At 42.6% G+C, this 18,289-nt stretch carries 9 protein-coding genes and 1 pseudogene; 8 read left to right on the top strand and 2 right to left on the bottom strand.

Annotation, left to right across the window (positions count from 1 at the left end):
• The first annotated feature begins 75 nt into the window (after positions 1 to 75).
• The 5 genes and pseudogenes from DEF30_RS04055 to DEF30_RS04035 all read left to right on the top strand — a co-directional run bounded on the left by DEF30_RS04055 (position 76) and on the right by DEF30_RS04035 (position 4,402).
• Positions 76 to 2,064 (top strand): PTS transporter subunit IIABC, encoded by a 1,989-nt coding sequence (locus DEF30_RS04055; RefSeq protein WP_294096755.1) that lies wholly within the window; start codon positions 76 to 78, stop codon positions 2,062 to 2,064.
• A 219-nt stretch (positions 2,065 to 2,283) separates the two neighbouring features.
• Positions 2,284 to 2,532 carry a hypothetical protein gene (locus DEF30_RS04050; RefSeq protein WP_294096753.1) on the top strand — a complete coding sequence of 83 codons (249 nt, stop codon included), beginning with the start codon at positions 2,284 to 2,286 and terminating at the stop codon, positions 2,530 to 2,532.
• Between the two features lie 176 nt (positions 2,533 to 2,708).
• Positions 2,709 to 2,930: pseudogene (locus tag DEF30_RS04045) on the top strand (MerR family transcriptional regulator); the annotation flags it as partial.
• A gap of 14 nt (positions 2,931 to 2,944) precedes the next feature.
• Positions 2,945 to 4,069 (top strand): transposase, encoded by a 1,125-nt coding sequence (locus tag DEF30_RS04040; protein WP_294096751.1) that lies wholly within the window; start codon positions 2,945 to 2,947, stop codon positions 4,067 to 4,069.
• Positions 4,070 to 4,213: 144 nt separating this feature from the next.
• The gene (locus DEF30_RS04035; protein ID WP_294096749.1) at positions 4,214 to 4,402 is read left to right on the top strand and encodes a hypothetical protein; all 189 of its coding nucleotides are present in this window, start codon (positions 4,214 to 4,216) and stop codon (positions 4,400 to 4,402) included.
• Positions 4,403 to 4,452: 50 nt separating this feature from the next.
• Here DEF30_RS04035 and DEF30_RS04030 read toward each other — a convergent pair whose 3' ends face one another.
• Complete coding sequence (locus DEF30_RS04030) at positions 4,453 to 5,688, bottom strand: AI-2E family transporter (protein WP_294096747.1); 1,236 nt, start codon at positions 5,686 to 5,688, stop codon at positions 4,453 to 4,455.
• A 124-nt stretch (positions 5,689 to 5,812) separates the two neighbouring features.
• Positions 5,813 to 7,066: a serpin family protein gene (locus tag DEF30_RS04025; protein ID WP_294096745.1), complete on the bottom strand. Its 1,254-nt coding sequence runs from the start codon at positions 7,064 to 7,066 to the stop codon at positions 5,813 to 5,815.
• A gap of 211 nt (positions 7,067 to 7,277) precedes the next feature.
• Between DEF30_RS04025 and DEF30_RS04020 the strand changes: the two genes are divergently transcribed.
• The 3 genes from DEF30_RS04020 to DEF30_RS04010 all read left to right on the top strand — a co-directional run bounded on the left by DEF30_RS04020 (position 7,278) and on the right by DEF30_RS04010 (position 18,192).
• Positions 7,278 to 7,823 (top strand): DUF6512 family protein, encoded by a 546-nt coding sequence (locus DEF30_RS04020; protein ID WP_294096914.1) that lies wholly within the window; start codon positions 7,278 to 7,280, stop codon positions 7,821 to 7,823.
• Positions 7,824 to 7,974: 151 nt separating this feature from the next.
• Entirely contained in the window at positions 7,975 to 9,057 is a 1,083-nt protein-coding gene (locus DEF30_RS04015; protein ID WP_294096743.1) for a nitronate monooxygenase, read from the top strand.
• Positions 9,058 to 9,360: 303 nt separating this feature from the next.
• Complete coding sequence (locus DEF30_RS04010) at positions 9,361 to 18,192, top strand: glucoamylase family protein (RefSeq protein ID WP_294096742.1); 8,832 nt, start codon at positions 9,361 to 9,363, stop codon at positions 18,190 to 18,192.
• The last annotated feature ends 97 nt before the right edge of the window (positions 18,193 to 18,289 follow it).

Below are 18,289 nucleotides of genomic sequence, written 5' to 3'. Positions count from 1 at the left end.
TACTTTCTGTATGAGCTCATGCTTTTTTTATTCCAAGCGATATCCCGTTTTCAAAAGTTAAAGGAGGAAAATCTTATGAAAACCAAGAAAAAATCCGGCGGATTCTTTGCGATCTTGCAGAAAGTCGGAAAATCACTGATGCTTCCGGTGTCTGTACTGCCAGCGGCAGGACTCATGGTCGCACTATCCCGTATCATCGAGCAGCTGGCGGGTGCGGAGACTTTAGCAAACAGTCCTGTGCTGGATGTGTTTGTGAAGGTGCTTTTCAGCGGCGGCCTTATTGTATTTGAAAACCTGCCCCTTATTTTTGCCGTTGGTGTAGCCATAGGATTCACAGCAGGAGAAGCCGTTTCCGGTCTTGCAGCCGTTGTAGGATATGTGGTTCTGATCAAAGTGCTGGACATCATGTCTGCAGCTCAGAACCTTGCAGATCCGATCAATATGGGGGTCTTCAGCGGAATCATCATTGGTATCATTGCAGCAAAAATCTACCAGAGATACTTTAAAACGAAACTTCATCCTGTTCTTGGCTTCTTTGAAGGCAAAAGACTGGTGCCCATCATCATGGTCGTAGTTTCCATTCTTCTCGGCGTTGCCCTGGGATTTGTATGGCCACCTATCCAGAATGGCATCAATGCCCTTGGACAGATGGCGATAGATGCAGAAATCTTTGGATTCCGTTTAGGGGGTGCGATTTATGCCTTCGGTAATAGAGCGCTGATTCCAACAGGACTGCATCATGTGTTCAAGACTCCGTTCACCACACAGTTTGGCACCTATGTGGCAGCAGATGGACAGACTTATGTGGGAGAGATTGCCAGATTCTTTGCTGGAGACCCTACTGCAGGAGCCATCACAGCGGCTGAATATCCTTTAAAAATCTTTGGTCTGCCAGCGGCAGCACTTGCCATCTACTTGAGAGCACTGCCAAAGAACAAGAAAGCCATTGGAGGCGTGATGCTGACTGCAGCTCTTACTTCCATCATTACGGGTATCACAGAACCCATTGAGTTTGCCTTTATGTTTGTTGCTCCAGTGCTTTACATCGCGCATATCTCCTTGGCCTTTGTGGGTGGACTTCTGATGAACCTCTTTGGTGTAAGACTCACAGAAACCTTCACCTCATCTCTCATTGACTATGTGGTCAGCATCACCACAGGAAATGCTGGAAATCCATGGATGCTTCTTCCAGTAGGCCTTGTCATTGGAGCGCTCTACTTCGCAGCGTTCTACTTCCTCATCAAGAAGCTGGATCTGAAGACTCCAGGTAGAGACACCGACGAAACTCAGAAAGAAGCAGTTCCTGTCACAGAGAAAGCAGTAGAAGTACTGAAGGCTTTAGGAAATACAAATAACATCAAGGCAATCGATGCTTGTATCACAAGGCTCAGACTGGAAGTTTTTGACACCAAGAAAGTAGACAAAAATCGTCTCAAAGCTCTAGGCTCTCCAGGAGTCTTGGAAGTGGGACAGAGCGGAATTCAGGTCATTTTCGGCACAGAAGCGGAAGCACTGAAAGATGAAATCAAGGTCATCATGGATAATCCTGAAGCGGTGAAGGTTGTGGGGACTGAAAGTAAGGATGAAGACCATGAGCAGGGTGCTTCTATTATTGAAACCATCATGGCTTCTCCTGTGAAGGGTAAGGTGCTGGATCTTACTGAAGTTCCGGATGCTCTTTTCGCAGAAAAGATGATTGGTGACGGCTTCGCCATAGATCCACATGAAGGAACCGTTGTTTCACCGGTCCGTGGAGAGATTGCTCATATTTTTGACACCAATCATGCATTGGCTTTCATCACAGAAAGCGGACTGGAAGTTCTTCTGCACATCGGCATCGATACCGTGAAAATGGAAGGTAGAGGATTCAGAAGACTGGCTGAAATCGGTCAGAAAGTGGAGATCGGAACACCTCTCATGGAAGTGGACTGGGATCTTGTGAAGAAGGAAGCCAAATCCAGCATCATAGAAGTGGTGGTGACCAACATGGATCAGGTTCACGAGATGAAAATCATCACCTCCGGGCTGGTAGATCCTGCGCAGGACGTGCTCATCGTAAAATAGATGTTTTCAGGGAGTTCTCAAATAAGAACTCTCTTTTCTTTTTGGTAAACTGCTTTCATAAAGAATTCAAAGAAAGATTCACTTCATGAATGGTCTGTGAAGCTGTGTATAGTCCTTTTTCCAAATCTTTTCCCTCTGTTGATGAAATGGTTATCCTCCGTTTTCAGTCGTTCTCTATACACGTTTATAACACAATAAAAAATGTGTGGAGGAAAAGAGATGAATAGAGTTGCAGGTATATTTGAAACAAAAGAACAGGCGTTGAAAGCCATCCGGAGGCTGAAGAAGTATGGTTTTCTGGAACATGAGATCTTAGTGCTCTTGAAAGAAGGGGAGTGGATCGATCCATTGAAGAAGAAGATACCCAAGGGCGTCATCGAGGAGCTTCCCATGGAGGATCGTAAAAAAGATGGAGTTTCCACGACAGAAGAATTTTTCCTCGGCATGGGAGCCATTGCTGCACCATGAGGAGGACCTGTTCTTGCTGCTGGACCCATCGCTGATGGGAGAAGCCTTAATTTACGGGAGGCAGAATAACAGTGACTATAACATTACAAGAGTTTCTATAAATCTATTTAATATATTTAATTACTTCAATGTTTAAGTTATGCTAGAAGAAAGGTGATTATATGAAGTAGTATACGATTGGTGAATTTGCAGAGCTCATAGGTAAAAATGCTCAAACATTAAGAGAATGGGGTAAAAAAGACTTGTTTAAACCACACCATATAGCTCCAACTGGGTACAGATACTATTTTCAGGAACAGCTAAATCATTTTTTAAGCATAATCGGTATTAAAGTTAAAAATAGAAGGATAATAGGATACTACAGGGTGAGTTCATCTAAGCAAAAAGAAGATGATGAAGGAGTTGTTAGAGAATGATACTGGGGAGGAAAGTGAGGCTATTTCCTAGTGAAGAGCAGGAGAAGGCCTTATGGAGATCTGCTGGCACTGCTAGGTTTGTGTATAATTGGACTCTAGCGAGACAAGAAGAAAACTATAACAATGGAAATAAATTCATTTCTGACAATGAATTGAGGAAAGAGATTACTCAGATGAAGAAGGAAGAGGAGTACAGGTGGTTAAGTGAGGTTTCAAACAATGTAGCAAAGCAGGCTGTAAAAGATGCCTGTGATGCTTACAAGAGGTACTTTAAGAAGGTATCTGAAAAACCGAAGTTTAAGAGTAGAAAAAGGTCAAAGCCTTCATTTTACAATGACAATATGAAAATTAAATTCAGGGATAGCAGTGTATTATTAGAGAAGGTTGGTTGGGTAAGTATAAAGAAAAATCAGATTCCATTGGGGAAGAAGTACAGTAGCCCCAGAGTTTCCTATGATGGGAAATACTGGTATGTAGCTGTTGGGGTAGAAATGGAAAAGCCTGAGTTAGAATTGACTGGTGAGAGCTTAGGTATTGATGTTGGGATTAAAGACCTGGCAGTATGTTCTAATGGAAAGGTATATAAGAATATAAACAAAAGTAAAGAGATGAGGAAGAAGGAGAAGAAGCTACGCAGGTTACAGCGTCAGGTGTCCAGGAAATATGAGATGAATAAGATCGGAGGAAAGTTCGTAAAAACCAGTAACATAGTGAAACTGGAGAAGCAGATTAAGCTGCTTCATAGGGAAATTAGTAATATAAGAAGTAACTATTTGCACCAGACGACAAGTGAGATCGTGAAAACCAAACCATCTCGAGTTGTTATGGAGACTCTTAATATTAGAGGTATGATGAGTAATAGACACTTAGCAAAGGCTATTGGGAGGCAAGGCTTATACGAGTTCAGAAGGCAGATGAAGTATAAGTGTGAGTTTAATGGGATAGAATTTGTAGAGGTTGATACATGGTACCCATCGTCAAAGACATGTAGTGATTGTGGGCATGTAAAATCAAGACTTTCACTATCAGAAAGGAACTATATATGTGAGGAATGTGGTTGCGTTATAGATAGGGATTATAACGCCAGCATAAATCTCTCTCGATATGGATTAGCGGCCTAATCACCTGAAAGATAGCTGTTAATATGTACCATGCGTTGTATGGGAATTTACGCCCTTGGAGTGTTATATCAAACGAAAGTAGCCTAGGCAAAATCGGACACGATGAATGGGGAATGAAACAAAACTATAGAGTTCTATAATGTTTTGGCAACGGTGCTGGGGCAGTATGAAGTGGATGAGGATGAAGTCCGCAAGGAAAAAGCGGTTTTAAGCTTTTATGAGGAGGAAGACTATGAGAAGGATGGTATCCGAAGAGGAGATCCGGGCCTTGATCTAAATGAAAAAGAAGTGGATCCAGAAGATCCACTAAAAGACCCACGTAGACTTTTATAGAATCACAGGCAAAAAGAAAAGCTCCCGGATTTTTCCAGGAGCTTTCTTCATTATGAAGCTTCAAAAATAGAAGGATAATGTTTTTTGAACCAATCGAGAATGGCCTCCAGAAGTACTTTAATGACTCCTGCCAGAGGTACAGCAACGAGAAGTCCCACAAGGCCCCAAAGGGCACCACCCACAAGAAGCACAAAGATGATCAGGGCTGGATGAAGACCAACACTGTGACCGACAATCTTTGGTGAAATGAGGTTTCCTTCCAGCTGCTGAATGATGAGGAAAGCGACGATGACCCAAAGGGCTTTCCAAGGATCGGTGGTTAAAGCAATGAAGACAGCAGGAACTGCACCCAGGAAAGGTCCGATATAGGGAATAAGATCTCCTATGCCAGCCAGCATGCCAAGGATGAGCCAGTATTCAACGCCTAAAATCAGTAAGGCGATGGAGCTGAGCACTCCAATAAAAAATGCAACCAGAAGCTGTCCCCGGATGAAGCCCCCAAGAACCCCATCAATTTTTTCTGAGAGAGGGAAGAGCCAGCTTCTCCATCTAGGAAGCACCATCTTTTTAGCACCCTTTGCAATCTTATCGCCATCTTTCATGAAATAGAACATGATCACAGGAATGGTCACCAGATGGACAAGACTGGAAGCAAAGGAACCGATCTTCGAGAACAGAGTGCCTGAAGAACGGAAGAGCCAGTCGGTAATGGCATCTACTTCGATATTAAGATACTCCAGGACACCTTCAAAGGTTGTCGGCATATTGGGATTGGTGCCAATGCTTTTTTCATACCAGGCCATGAACTTTTCATACCAGTTCTGGCTAAGGTCAGGCAGCATGGAAACCAGACTGTTCACTTCTTTTACAATCATCGGGAAGAAGACCAGGGAAAATCCTACGACAGCCAGAATGATACCGATAAAAATGATGGCAGTGGAGAGGGTTCTTGAAAGCTTCAGCGTCATGAGCTTCTTGACCAGCGGATTGAAGGCATAGGCAAGAACACCGGCCACCACAAAAGGCACGATGATGGGGACAAGAAGATCCTGATTGTTTAGGATCCACCAGAGCACACCAATTCCTAACAAGACAAAGAAGGTTAGTTTCAGCTGCGGGATACCATACCGGAGCTTCTTTTTCTCGTCTACATGCTTATTGCCGATTTGAAAGAGGTAATAGATGATGAGAGCTATGAGAATCAGTATACCAAGCTTAATGAGGGTTTCTAAAGCGCTTCCTGAACCTGATAAGGTGAGGAGAAGTGCCGGGGAATTTTCATGCATAGGATCACACTCCGTTTCTAACATTCTATATAAGTTCTATCTACTCTAACACAGGAAGTTTAAATCCACATGAATTTTTTGATAAATGAAAGGAACCTGAGTGAAGATCAGGTTCCCGAACTGTCTATTTGACATAGAGGGTGGTGCCCAAAAAGAGCGGCAGGTAACTTTCTGTGTCAAAAACGATATAGAAGAAAGGTCTGTCTAGGAAGACTGTTTTTGGAGGATCAATTGCTGCAGATTTTTCGTTTATTTCCACCGCGGTAGCAGCACCAGCTTTTGTGCCCCTTTCATGGACTTCAATCTTTGCTTTATGGAGGACTCTGTTGATATAGAGATTTCCACCTGCAGAACCCAGTCCGGATAGATCCGCAAGATCTTCATCAAAAGCGTGTTCCATCCCCATGCTCTTTAAAATATCGGACATTTCCACTGAATACTCTGTGGTGAACTTTGGCATCATGGTCTGAACTGAGGTTTCTATGGGGTTCTCCAGAATCTCACGCAGTTTATCTGGTGTAAGGTCTGAAAGATAGGCTGAGAGATGAAGGTCCTCTGGTGGTAAGATTGCCGCAAAGGCGTAGTTTCCATCTGCATACTTCTTGATGAATCCTTTTGCATCTCCATCTTCCAGGTAGAGCTGCTCTTGTGAATACATCATATCGGCATTCTGGAGAGTTCCGTCATCCGCATGAAAAGATTCTTGACGCACCTCATTTTCTTTATAGATGGTTTCCCACTCTGCATCAAAGGAGAGCGCATTGATAAGGTACATGACAGTGTCACTGGAGATTTCATTAAGGATTTCCGGGATTTGACCGTCTGTACGCTCCCGAACCCAGCTGTTGATGTCCTTCACTGTGCTGTCATCAAAAGGAGAACGGTAGATTCCGGCATCACAGTAGTTTATTGTGGTCTGAAGAAATTCAGGGCGGATCTGAAACCGGTCTCCATCCCGAAACCATATGGAATTTGCCATATGGACCTTCAGCTTATCCTTTTGTGGAAGTTTTGATGTATAAAAGTACAGCAGCTGATTGAGTGATTGCCGATCCATGCCAAAGACTTCCTCCATCTGGGAAAGCGTATCACTCTTTGCGCCATTGGCGGTCATTCCAAGGGAAGTCAGTACGGATAGAGGCGAAATCAGCGTGTTTTCACATAGAAGATTCTTAGTAAAGAGATTGAAGGAGAAGGTCAGCGCTGGCATCGTAGATTCTTTTGTGAACGAACTGCTTTTCTCCACCGTTTCTTTTTTTAGATCATCGAGGAGGTTTCCGCCTTCAGCCGAAACGGCTTTTTTGCAGCCAGCAAAGGATAATACGAGACATATACTGAGCAGTAGTCCAATTGATTGGGGCATCCTGTTTTTTTTCATAAGATATTCCTCCTGCTTCTCTTTTTTATTCATCATACACCACTCATAAATGAATGGGTTACAGTAGAGTAAAAGTTTAGGTGCTATATAAGATTGTTCGTTCATTAATGGATGTCCTTTGAAAATGTAATAAAACCATAATAATTCTGTGAAATCCAGTACGCATCTTTGTTCTATAGTATATGTAGCGATGGAGACAAAAGGAGTGGAAATGATGTATGGAGATATGGGGGAAATAAGGGTCATGAGGTTTGTCAGGTCTTATCATATTCTAGGGATCTTTGTGATTGTGATGATTGCTGGACCGCTTCATTTTGCCTATGAATGGTCTGGCGAGAACTTTTTTGTCAGTCTCATTGCTCCAGTGAACGAGAGCATCTGGGAGCATCTGAAAATGGTCTACTGGCCAACGGTGCTCTGGTGGACAGGTGGCTATTTGGTGTACAAAGAAAGAAAGAAGCTTTCCTTCAGAAGATGGCATCAGGCCATGGCCATCAGTGTGATCTTTGGTGTTTCTATTATTGTGGTCTGGTATTATGTGTGGGCCGGCGCCTTTGAAGTGGAAGCTTCCTGGGTGAACTTCTCCTCTATGGTCAGCATCCCTGTTGCACAGCTTCTGGCCATTCATGTCTATAGAGTTTCCAAGCCACGATGGATTTATGCAGCTACGGGAATATTCATTGTAATCTCGCTGTCTCTCATGATGGGATATTTCACGTATTATCCCCCAAACTTGCCCATCTTCATCTCGCCTTAAAAAGAGTTCTGATGCGTTCCATCAGAAAGAAAAAGAAGTGTAGGACCGGACAAGTTCCTTCCCGATTTTCTTAATTCTATCTTAATATTTTGAGTATCAAAGTATACCTCTGTATAATGGGAATGAATCGAATTATGGGAGGAAACAACTATTGGAACTTTTAAATCATCTAAAAATCGGAAATCTATTGCCTAAGTGGCCTATTATACAAGGTGGTATGGGGATAGGGATTTCACTTTCTTCACTGGCGGGAGCCGTGGCGAAAGAAGGTGGTATCGGCATCATCTCGGGAGTCCAGATTGGCTATCGGGAAGAGGATTTTCTAAAGAACAATCTGGAAGCCAATAAAAGAGCGTTAAGGGCAGAAATCAGAAAGGCAAGAGACATTGCACCTGAGGGAATCATCGGCGTGAATCTTCTGGCTGCTATGACTGCTTATGACGAACTCATAAAAACCGCTGTGGAGGAAGGCATTGATCTCATTGTCACTGGAGCGGGTCTTCCGCTGGAGCTTCCAGAAATGGTCAAGGGGACAAAAACAAAGATTGCTCCAGTGGTGTCTTCTGGAAAAGCAGCGAAGCTGATATCGAAGGTTTATGATAAGAAGTTCGGGATTCCTGCGGATCTTTTCATAGTGGAGGGGCCAATGGCAGGAGGACACTTAGGGTTTAAGAAGGAAGTCATGGAAAGCGGAAGCTATATGGATCTGAAGGACATCCTGAAAGAAGTGCTGGAAGAACTGAAGCCTTTTGAAGAAAAATACCAGGTGAAGATTCCTGTGGTTGTGGCTGGAGGTATTTATGACGGCAAAGATATTGCAGAGTACCTGAAACTCGGCGCATCAGGCGTACAGATGGGGACCCGGTTTGTAGCAACAGAGGAATGCGACGCGGATCTTGAGTTCAAAATGGCTTATGTGAATGCAAAAAAGGAAGACATCAGACTGGTGAACAGCCCAGTGGGCATGCCGGGAAGGGCCATCAGAAATACTTTTACCGATAAACTGGACGCAGGCAGGATACCTGTAAAAAGATGCTATAACTGCCTCATACCCTGTGATCCAAAGACTACTCCCTACTGCATTTCAGACGCACTCATGCACTCAGTTCATGGAGAAGAAGGCCTTGTTTTTGCAGGTGCTAATGCCTACCGGGTGTCTGAAATTTTATCAGTGAGAGAGCTCATGAGGCAACTGGTCGTGGAAACCATAGATGAGATGAAGAAATATGTTTAATAGTTACGTGATAGAATGAAATTCAAGTGACAATCAAATATTGATATAAAGATTGAGTTTTGAATGTCTGAACTTCTAAACTATTTTAAAAATAATACAATAAAATTAAAATTATTAGACAATAAATGCTCATAAGTATATTAAAGAAGAATAGAACATTGACTTTTATAATAAATTAAAGTATAATTAAAATAATAAAAAGAACTCGTGGTTAAAAATTAAATCAACAGGTACATGCAGCTAAAGTCGCTTTTTACGAAAGGCGACTTTTTTTATCTTGAAAATCCTAAGGAGGTAGTCCGATTGATCAGACTTGATATAGACTATAGAGTTATCCTAGGTGCTTTGGTTCTGGTGGTTTTGGTTTTTCTTGGCGTATTGTACAGAATTAGAAGAGTAAGGAATATAAAGATCAGAGATGCCTCCCTCAGCGTCGAGGAACTGGTGGAACATGCAAAAAGCATGTCATTGGAGCATTCCGTGGTACCACAAAGAAGCAAACGGAACTGGCCTATTTCCCGAATGAATGACAATTTTAAATACATCCAACAGACTTATATGGAACTGAATGCGGAAGTGACTAAAAAAAACTCAGTACCTCCTGCTGCTGAGTGGCTGCTTGATAATTTTTATGTGCTGGAAGAACAGGTGAATGGACTTCGAAGAAACATGTCTAAGAAAAGCTATTTTGAGCTTCCGGTCTTAAGAAAAGGTCCATATCAAAATGTTACACGAATCTCAGTACTTATGATGGAGCTGGTCAGCCATACACAAGGCCGTATCGAGGAGGAGGTCCTGCTCCAGTATTTGGAAGCATATCAGTCTCATAATGTACTTTTGGAACGTGAGATTTATGCAATGCCAGCTATGTTAAAGCTAGCACTCCTGGAAAATATCAGGATGATATGTGAGGATATCATAGAAACAAAAAAGCAGTGGAATCTTGCAGATGAAATGGTTGAGGAGTGGGCTTTATTGGACCATATGACCTCCGACGAAATCAGCGCGTTATTTGAGAAAGGCAACAAAGCCGTCAGCAGTATGATAGAGACACCTAATTCCTCTTTTGTGGAACATCTCTTCTATAGACTGAGAAGATCTGGAAAAAGCTATTCTGATGTCCTGCGTTATATAGATGGGGTTCTAGGGAGGTTTGATACTTCAGCAGAACTCTTAGCCCAGAAGGAGCACAATGCTCAGGCGATCAGTACGGTGGGGATTGGAAATTGCATTATAAGTCTCAAGTACCTTTCAGGGATGAACTGGACAGAGTTATTTGATGCTGCCAGCAATCTGGAAAAAATACTAGCACAGGATCCTGATGGCACATATAGTCGTATGGATATTCAATCACGTTTCTATTACAAGAATACGGTGGAGCATATTGCTAAAATGTTTGGGGTTTCTGAGCTCTATATTGGAAAAGAGGCTCTGTACCTGGCCAGAAGAGCTTTCTCTTCTGAAAATGCTGCCAGTGCTGATTCTGACAACATGAATCATACCAGACATATTGGATATTATATCATCGGAGATGGGCTCTCCTTGCTTGAAGAAAGACAGGAAAGGCATATTAAATACTTCACCAGAATCAGAAGAAGGTTTGTCGAAAGCCAGGGTGCGATTTATATGCTCTCTATTGTATCGTTCACAATTCTATTGACACTGATGGCAGTCTCATACTCGAGGACCCATGCAGATTCCAATGATATTTTAATCATGGTTCTCACAGCGATTGCGGTCATTATTCCTGTTTCTGATATCGTCATATCCATAGCCAACTGGATTGTGAACAGAGTAAAAAAGCCTGCAGTATTCCCAAGACTTGAGCTTAAAGAAGGAGTTCCAGATAGTATGCGGACCATAGTCGTAATTCCAGCAATCATCCCCGATAGGAAGAGGGTGCGGGAGCTTATGGAGAATATGGAGAACCACTATCTTGGAAACAGGGAAAAGAACGTATTTTTTGCATTAATTGGTGCGTTCAAAGACTCTGATTATGAGACCATCGATAGTGATGAAAGCATCATAGAGGAAGCGTCATTAAGAATAATGGAGCTGAACGGCAAATACTCAAATGGTGAGAAAGATATTTTTTACTTCTATAATAGAGATAGGATATTGAACGAAATAGATCAAACCTGGACGGGCTGGGAAAGAAAAAGAGGTGCTTTGATGGAGTTTAATGAACTCCTGCTGGGCTCTACAGACACAAGCTTTTCCTACAGTTCCAATAAATTTCTTCCAGACAATGATATCAGATACGTCATCACACTTGATGCAGATACGGTGCTTCCTTTAGGGATGGCAAAAAAAATGATTGGGACAATGGCACATCCGCTGAACAGTCCAGTGATTGACAAAGAAAAAGGCATTGTTACCAAAGGATATGGCTTGATGCAGCCAAGAATATCTTTTGATAGTGACAGCTCAAACAGATCCGTTTTTTCAAGGATCTATACAGGTCAAGAAGGTTTGGATCCATACGCCAGTGCCATATCTGATGTTTATCAGGATCTGTTTGGTGAAGGAATATTTACCGGAAAGGGCATCTATGATCTTAGAGTGTTCCAGACGGTATTAAAGGGAACTTTGCCTGAAAATGCAATACTGAGTCATGACCTTCTGGAAGGATCCTTTGTTAGAGCGGCCTTGGTCTCAGATCTTGAGCTGATAGACTCATATCCATCAAAATATAATTCTTTCATGGCAAGACTGCACAGATGGATCAGAGGAGACTGGCAGCTGGTACCATGGCTTTTCCGAAGTTTACATACAATGGATCATTCAACCATATCCAATCCTTTATCAGTAGTTTCAAAATGGAAGATCATAGATAATCTGAGAAGAAGCCTGATGGCTCCTTCGGTGATGTTTCTTTTCATTGTTGGATTCACTTTACTCCCAGGATCGGGTGTTTTTTGGTTCAGTCTTGGTATTCTGGCTTTGGGTACACCTCTGGGGCTTTCACTCATGGCTAGAATCTTCAGAGAGGGTCTCAGACCTGATACCATAAAAAGATATTTACCAGGATTTTTTGGTATAAAAGCATCCGTATTTCAGTTTTTACTCAGCATCATGTTACTCCCGTATCAAGCAGTGAAGGCAGTAAATGCTATCACCGTAACACTTGCAAGAGTGTTTTTCACCAAGAAAAATCTGCTCGAATGGGTCACATCTTCAGATGCGGACAAAGCACAGCCGAATTCTCTGGAAAGCTATATAAGATCCATGGGGGCAAGTGCAACTTCCGGATTGATCATAGTAATACTTACTTATTATTTCAAACCTGAAAATCTCTTTTTAAGTTCATTATTAGCAGTGGTCTGGCTCAGTTCACCTGTTATTGCTTACCTCATCAGCAGGGATGAAAATAATAAATTAACCAGACTGAACAATGAGGCTTTACTGGAACTGAGAAAAACTTCTAGAAAAACCTGGAGATATTTCGAGGAGTTTTCCAATGCAGGAAACCATGATCTGGCTCCGGATAATTTTCAGGAAGAACCCTATCGAGGCATTGCCCATAAAACATCTCCAACGAATATTGGATTGGGGCTGATGGCTTCACTTACGGCAAGAGACATGGGGTATATAGGCCTCAAGGAAGCAATAGAGAGGATTTCTAAAACCATCACCACCATAGAGAAAATGGAGAAATGGAATGGACACCTATACAACTGGTACGATACGAGAACTCTAAAACCCATGAGACCCATGTATGTATCTACTGTTGACAGCGGAAATCTGGTTTGTTATCTGATTACATTAATAGAAGGACTTCAGGATTACATGGAAAAGCCTCTCCTTGATTCATCATATGCGCGTGGTATCACAGATACCGTCATAGCAGGAATGGAAGAGCATAGAGAACTTCCTCAGGCAGTACTGACCATAAGCTCTTTTGAAAAGCAGGAAGTCATTGAACCGACGGCTTGGTTCAGAGCGCTTAAGAGATTCACTGAGATTTCACATCAATCTGAATCATCCCGGAAGGAGTGGGCATTGAAGCTTCGGCATCAGGGAGACTCACTGCTGAAGGAAATGGAGCTGTTCATGCCTTGGGTCATGGCATCATCCCTATCGAATAGTCAAGTTACCCATGTTGAAATGAATCCAGTTTTTGCAAAGCTTATGGTTCTCATTGGAACCAATACCCCTTTACATGACCTTCCTGAACTTGGAAAACGCATAGTGGATTGCTGTGATCAGTTGCTGGATGAACTTTGTGAAAGTGATTTGGAATCAATGGAAGGAATTCTTGATTGGTTGAATGAAGTAAAGGAGGCGGCAATAAAATCCATTCAGTTCACCACGGAATTCATAGAACGCTATGAAAAGCTGATCTTAAGAATATCAGAGCTGTCCGAAGGCACGATGTTCAAGTCCCTATACAGCGAGCGAAGGCATTTGTTCTATATTGGATACAATGTGGAAGAAATGAGGTTGACGAACTCCTATTACGATCTTCTTGCTTCTGAAGCAAGACAGACGAGCTACTTAGCCATAGCAAGAGGTGAGGTGCCACCTACTCATTGGTTTATGCTTGGGAGATCCCTTACGGTGGTCGACCGGTTCAAAGGCCTTGTCTCATGGAGTGGCACGATGTTTGAGTATCTGATGCCACTGCTTATCATGCGTAGCTATAAGAATACTCTGCTGGATGAAACCTATTCTTTTGCTGTAAAAAGTCAGATAAAGTACGGGAAACAGAGACAAGTACCTTGGGGAAGTTCAGAATCTGCATTTGGCGTCATTGACATCAATCTGGATTATCAGTATAAAGCCATTGGTGTACCATGGCTTGGGTTAAAAAGAGGTTTGGCTGAAGATAATGTCATTGCACCTTATGCTACAGTCCTTGCACTCTTGGTTTTCCCTGAAGAGGCATATAAGAATTTAACTCATTTAAAGGCAGAAGGGATGGAAGGAAGCTACGGATATTATGAAGCTTTGGATTATACCCTTGACCATCTTGAACCGGGAGCCCATAAAAAAATCATCAGGAGTTATATGGCCCATCACCAAGGGATGAGTCTCATGGCATTGAATAATTATCTCAACGATGACATTATGCAGAAGAGGTTTGGCGAAAATCCTTTTGTGAAGTCAGCCAGACTGCTTCTGCAGGAAAAGGTGCCTCAAAACTTTATATTCACAAAAGGAAGCAAAGAGAAAATCCCAGTATCAAAGGTGAAAATATACAACGAGGAGATTTCATACAGGGAGTTCAGCTCGCCTGATTTTGATTTGCCGAAGGTGCATATCCTTTCTAATGGAAACTATTTTGTTGGACTTACGGATCAGGGCACTGGATACAGCAGGACAAAGGACGTTGATATTTCAAGGTGGAGAGAAGATCCAATCACAGAAAACTATGGCACTTTCTTCTATTTAAAAAATATTGAAACAGACCAAGTCTGGTCATCAGCCTATGCGCCACTAAACAAAACACCTGAGAAATATGAAGTGATTTTCACTGCAGATAAGGCTTCTTATAAAAGAACTGACGGAGAGATTGAAACGTTGACGGAGATTGTTGTGGGATCTGGAGATAACGCTGAGGTCAGAAGGCTGAAACTAAAGAACAATGGAGGGTCTCCATGTATCATTCAGCTCACCAGCTACATTGAACTTGTAGGTGCATCACACGGCAGTGATGTTGCACACCCGGCCTTCAGCAACCTTTTCATCAGAACAGAATATGATCATGAGCATAAGGTGCTTCTGGCAAACAGAAGAAGAAGGAGCGAACAGGACAGAAAGCTTTGGATTGCCAGTATACCAGTAATAGAAGGAGAAACTGTCAGTGAGATCGAGTACGAAACAGATAGGCTGAAGTTTATAGGAAGAAATCATCACACAGGAAACCCAGAAGTCATAGAAAGAGGAAAGCCTCTTTCCAATACGGTGGGATCTGTTCTGGATCCGATCTTCAGCTTGAGGACCAGTATTCGCATTAAACCGGGAGAGATGGCCAGAATTTTCTTTGTTACTGTTACTGCAGAGAGCAGGGAAGCTTTGATGGAACTGGTAGTAAAATACGGTAACGCTGAAGCTTGTGATGCTTCCTTCAGATTCGCACTGACAAGAAGTCAGGTGGAAGCGAAGTATCTTAACATAAAAGCCCATGATATGGAGCTTTATCAGGATATGATCTCAGACATTCTCTTTATCAGTCCTAGGCGAAGAATTTATGAAGAGAAAATCAAGAGCAGTCATTTGGGACAGCCGACATTTTGGCGATATGGTATCTCCGGAGATAGGCCTATGGTATTACTTACAATGGACAAAACCGATGATGTGGAGCTTCTCCATGAGCTCTTGAAGGCTCACGAGTATTGGAGAGTAAAAGATCTTAAAGTGGATCTGGTCATTTTATGCAAAGAAGAATACAGTTATATCAATCCTCTTTACGCGCTGATTACAGAAGCTGTCTACAGTACACAGACTCAGGATTTTATGAATCTGCATCGGGATGTTTTTATATTGAAATCCAGCGATATGACATCGGAGGAGATTGATTTCTTCTATGCCAACGCCAGGATGATCTTTGAAGGAAGTCGAGGGAAGATGAGAAAGCAGTACAGTTCTTTCATTATGAAGGCATTAGGAGAGAAAAGTACAAGTACAACTGAACTTGGTAACCGTACTGAAGTAAGAAATTCTAGAAAGTTTCAAAATGAGATACCCATGCTGGTTTCGAATTTTGAAACGGAAGACCATGAGGAGCTTCTATTTTACAATGGACTTGGAGGCTTTGGAGAAAATGGGAAAAGCTATGTGATTAGGCTTGAACATGGAAAGAGGACTCCTTTGCCGTGGGTCAATGTGATTGCAAACCCAAACTTTGGATTTATCGTGTCGGAGTCTGGCGGAGGATACACGTGGAGTGATAACAGCAGAGAATTTAAAATTTCAAAGTGGTCTAATGACGCAGTCGGTGATGAGCCATCAGAGATCTTTTATATAGGGGATGAGTCTGGAAATTTATGGTCTGGGGCATCACTCCCCATAAGGGAAGAAGAGCCGTATACCATAGAACATGGGTTTGGATATTCAAAGTTCCTGCACAAAAGCCACGGATTAGATCAAGAGCTTGTACAATTTGTCCCTGTGAATGATCCTGTAAAAATCAGCATGCTTCGTTTTCAAAATGAAAATCTGACACCTAAAATCATTACCGTGACTTTTTACATGAAGCCTTTACTAGGTGTAAGCACAGAGGAAACAGAGATGCATCTGGTCAGCTCTCAGACATCGGGTGGTTCCCTTCTAATTGAAAACCCTTATAACAGAGAGTTCGCAGGTAAAGTTTGCTTTATTGACACTTCTCATGAGGATAGGACCGTTACTGGAGACAGAAAGGAGTTCTTTGGAAGAGGAGGCATATTATCACCAGATGCTTTGGTGAGCCCTGGACTCAGCGGAGAAACAGGTGCTGGCTTTAACCCTTGTGGTGCCATGCAGATAGAAATAAGGTTGGAACCTAAGGAAACGAAGGAATTTGTTTTTGTTATGGGTATCGGAAACAACCGGGAACAAGCTGATGAACTCGCTGTCAAATACAAGAATTTACTGAATGCAAAGGAGGCTTTGGACCAGGTGAAGAGCTTCTGGCATGAAAAGCTCGGTGCTATTGAAGTATCGACACCAGATAGCGCCATGAACATTATGCTGAACGGATGGCTTCAGTATCAGGTGATCTCTTGCAGGTTATATGCTCGTTCTGGATTTTATCAAGCTGGTGGCGCATATGGTTTCAGAGATCAGCTTCAAGACACACTGGCTTTGGCGGCAACTTGGCCAGCTATAGCAAAGGAGCAGATTATTAGACATGCAGGACATCAGTTTGAAGAGGGGGACGTACTGCATTGGTGGCATGAACCTTCTGGTAAAGGGACCAGAACACGGATATCAGATGATTTTCTATGGCTTCCCTATGTAACTGCAGAATATATCAGTATTACGGGAGACTTTGGGATATTGGATAGTATGGCACCCTATCTGGAGGAAGATCCTTTAGAGGATCATGAGAATGAACGATATTGCCAGCCGCGAATATCCACAGATAAATATTCTCTGTATGATCATTGTTTAAGAGCACTGAAAAATGCCATGAGGTTCGGAGTGCATAAGTTGCCCCTCATGCGAAGCGGAGACTGGAACGATGGCATGAATAATATAGGAATAGACGGGAAAGGAGAAAGTGTATGGCTTGGATGGTTTCTTTTTGATACGCTTCAGAAATTTATACCAATCGCAAGAGAAATGGGGGATGCTCTAATTGCAGACGAATTCACGCACATTGCAGCGGACTTGAAGGATGCTATAGAAAGCAGCGCCTGGGACGGCAGCTGGTACCTCAGAGCGTTCTTTGATGATGGCACGCCGTTAGGTTCCGCGATCAACACTGAATGTAAAATAGATTCACTAGCTCAATCTTGGTCCGTGCTTTCTGGAGCTGGCGATAGGGATAGATCAGTAAAAGCAATGCAATCTCTTGAAAATTATCTCGTCATGGAAAACGAAGGGGTTGTGAAGCTATTGACACCTCCTTTTGACAGTGGAAACAGCAATCCAGGCTACATTAAAGGATATCTTCCTGGGATAAGGGAGAATGGTGGTCAATACACCCATGCAGCTGCATGGACAGTGGCGGCGTTCGCTAGGTTAGGAGAAGGTGAGAAAGCGTGGAATCTGTTTAAGCTTCTCAATCCAATCCATCATACCCGAACTGAGGAAGGACTGATGACATATAAGACGGAGCCGTATGTGATGGCTGCAGATGTATACAGTGAGTATCCTCATGTGGGACGAGGCGGATGGACCTGGTATACAGGATCTGCAGGGTGGATGTATAAAGCTGGTTTGGAGAATATACTTGGTATTTACAGACAAGGTGACAAACTGATTTTCAGTCCCAGCATACCCGGAAAGTGGCTTGAGTATTGTGTGCGTTATAGGTATCACCAAACGATATATGAGATTAAATTCAAAAATCCGAACGGTTTACAGACTGGAGTCTGTGAAATCTATCTGGATGGCAACCTAGAAGCTGAGAACTCTATTGCGCTAATGGATGATGGATTTACTCATGATGTGGAAGTGCTCATGAATGGTGCATTACAAACATAATAATGGATGGCTATAGAACGTAAAGGGCGCTGTATAATCATTGCTTGTGCAATGGAGTATACAGCGCCCCTATTTTTTATGGGTGTAATATTCCTTA

This window comes from Proteiniclasticum sp. (genome assembly GCF_003514505.1).
Lineage (GTDB): Bacteria > Bacillota > Clostridia > Clostridiales > Clostridiaceae > Proteiniclasticum.
Note: the sequence above shows the minus strand (reverse complement) of the source record. Positions and strands in the feature narration are given on the sequence as shown.

What these genes read in the sequence shown, in the direction of transcription:
- DEF30_RS04055 (WP_294096755.1), top strand. Translation starts at nt 76, where the DNA reads ATGAAAACCAAGAAAAAATCCGGCGGATTCTTTGCGATCTTGCAGAAA.
- DEF30_RS04050 (WP_294096753.1), top strand. Translation starts at nt 2,284, where the DNA reads ATGAATAGAGTTGCAGGTATATTTGAAACAAAAGAACAGGCGTTGAAA.
- DEF30_RS04040 (WP_294096751.1), top strand. Translation starts at nt 2,945, where the DNA reads ATGATACTGGGGAGGAAAGTGAGGCTATTTCCTAGTGAAGAGCAGGAG.
- DEF30_RS04030 (WP_294096747.1), bottom strand. Translation starts at nt 5,688, where the DNA reads ATGCATGAAAATTCCCCGGCACTTCTCCTCACCTTATCAGGTTCAGGA.
- DEF30_RS04025 (WP_294096745.1), bottom strand. Translation starts at nt 7,066, where the DNA reads ATGAAAAAAAACAGGATGCCCCAATCAATTGGACTACTGCTCAGTATA.
- DEF30_RS04020 (WP_294096914.1), top strand. Translation starts at nt 7,278, where the DNA reads ATGATGTATGGAGATATGGGGGAAATAAGGGTCATGAGGTTTGTCAGG.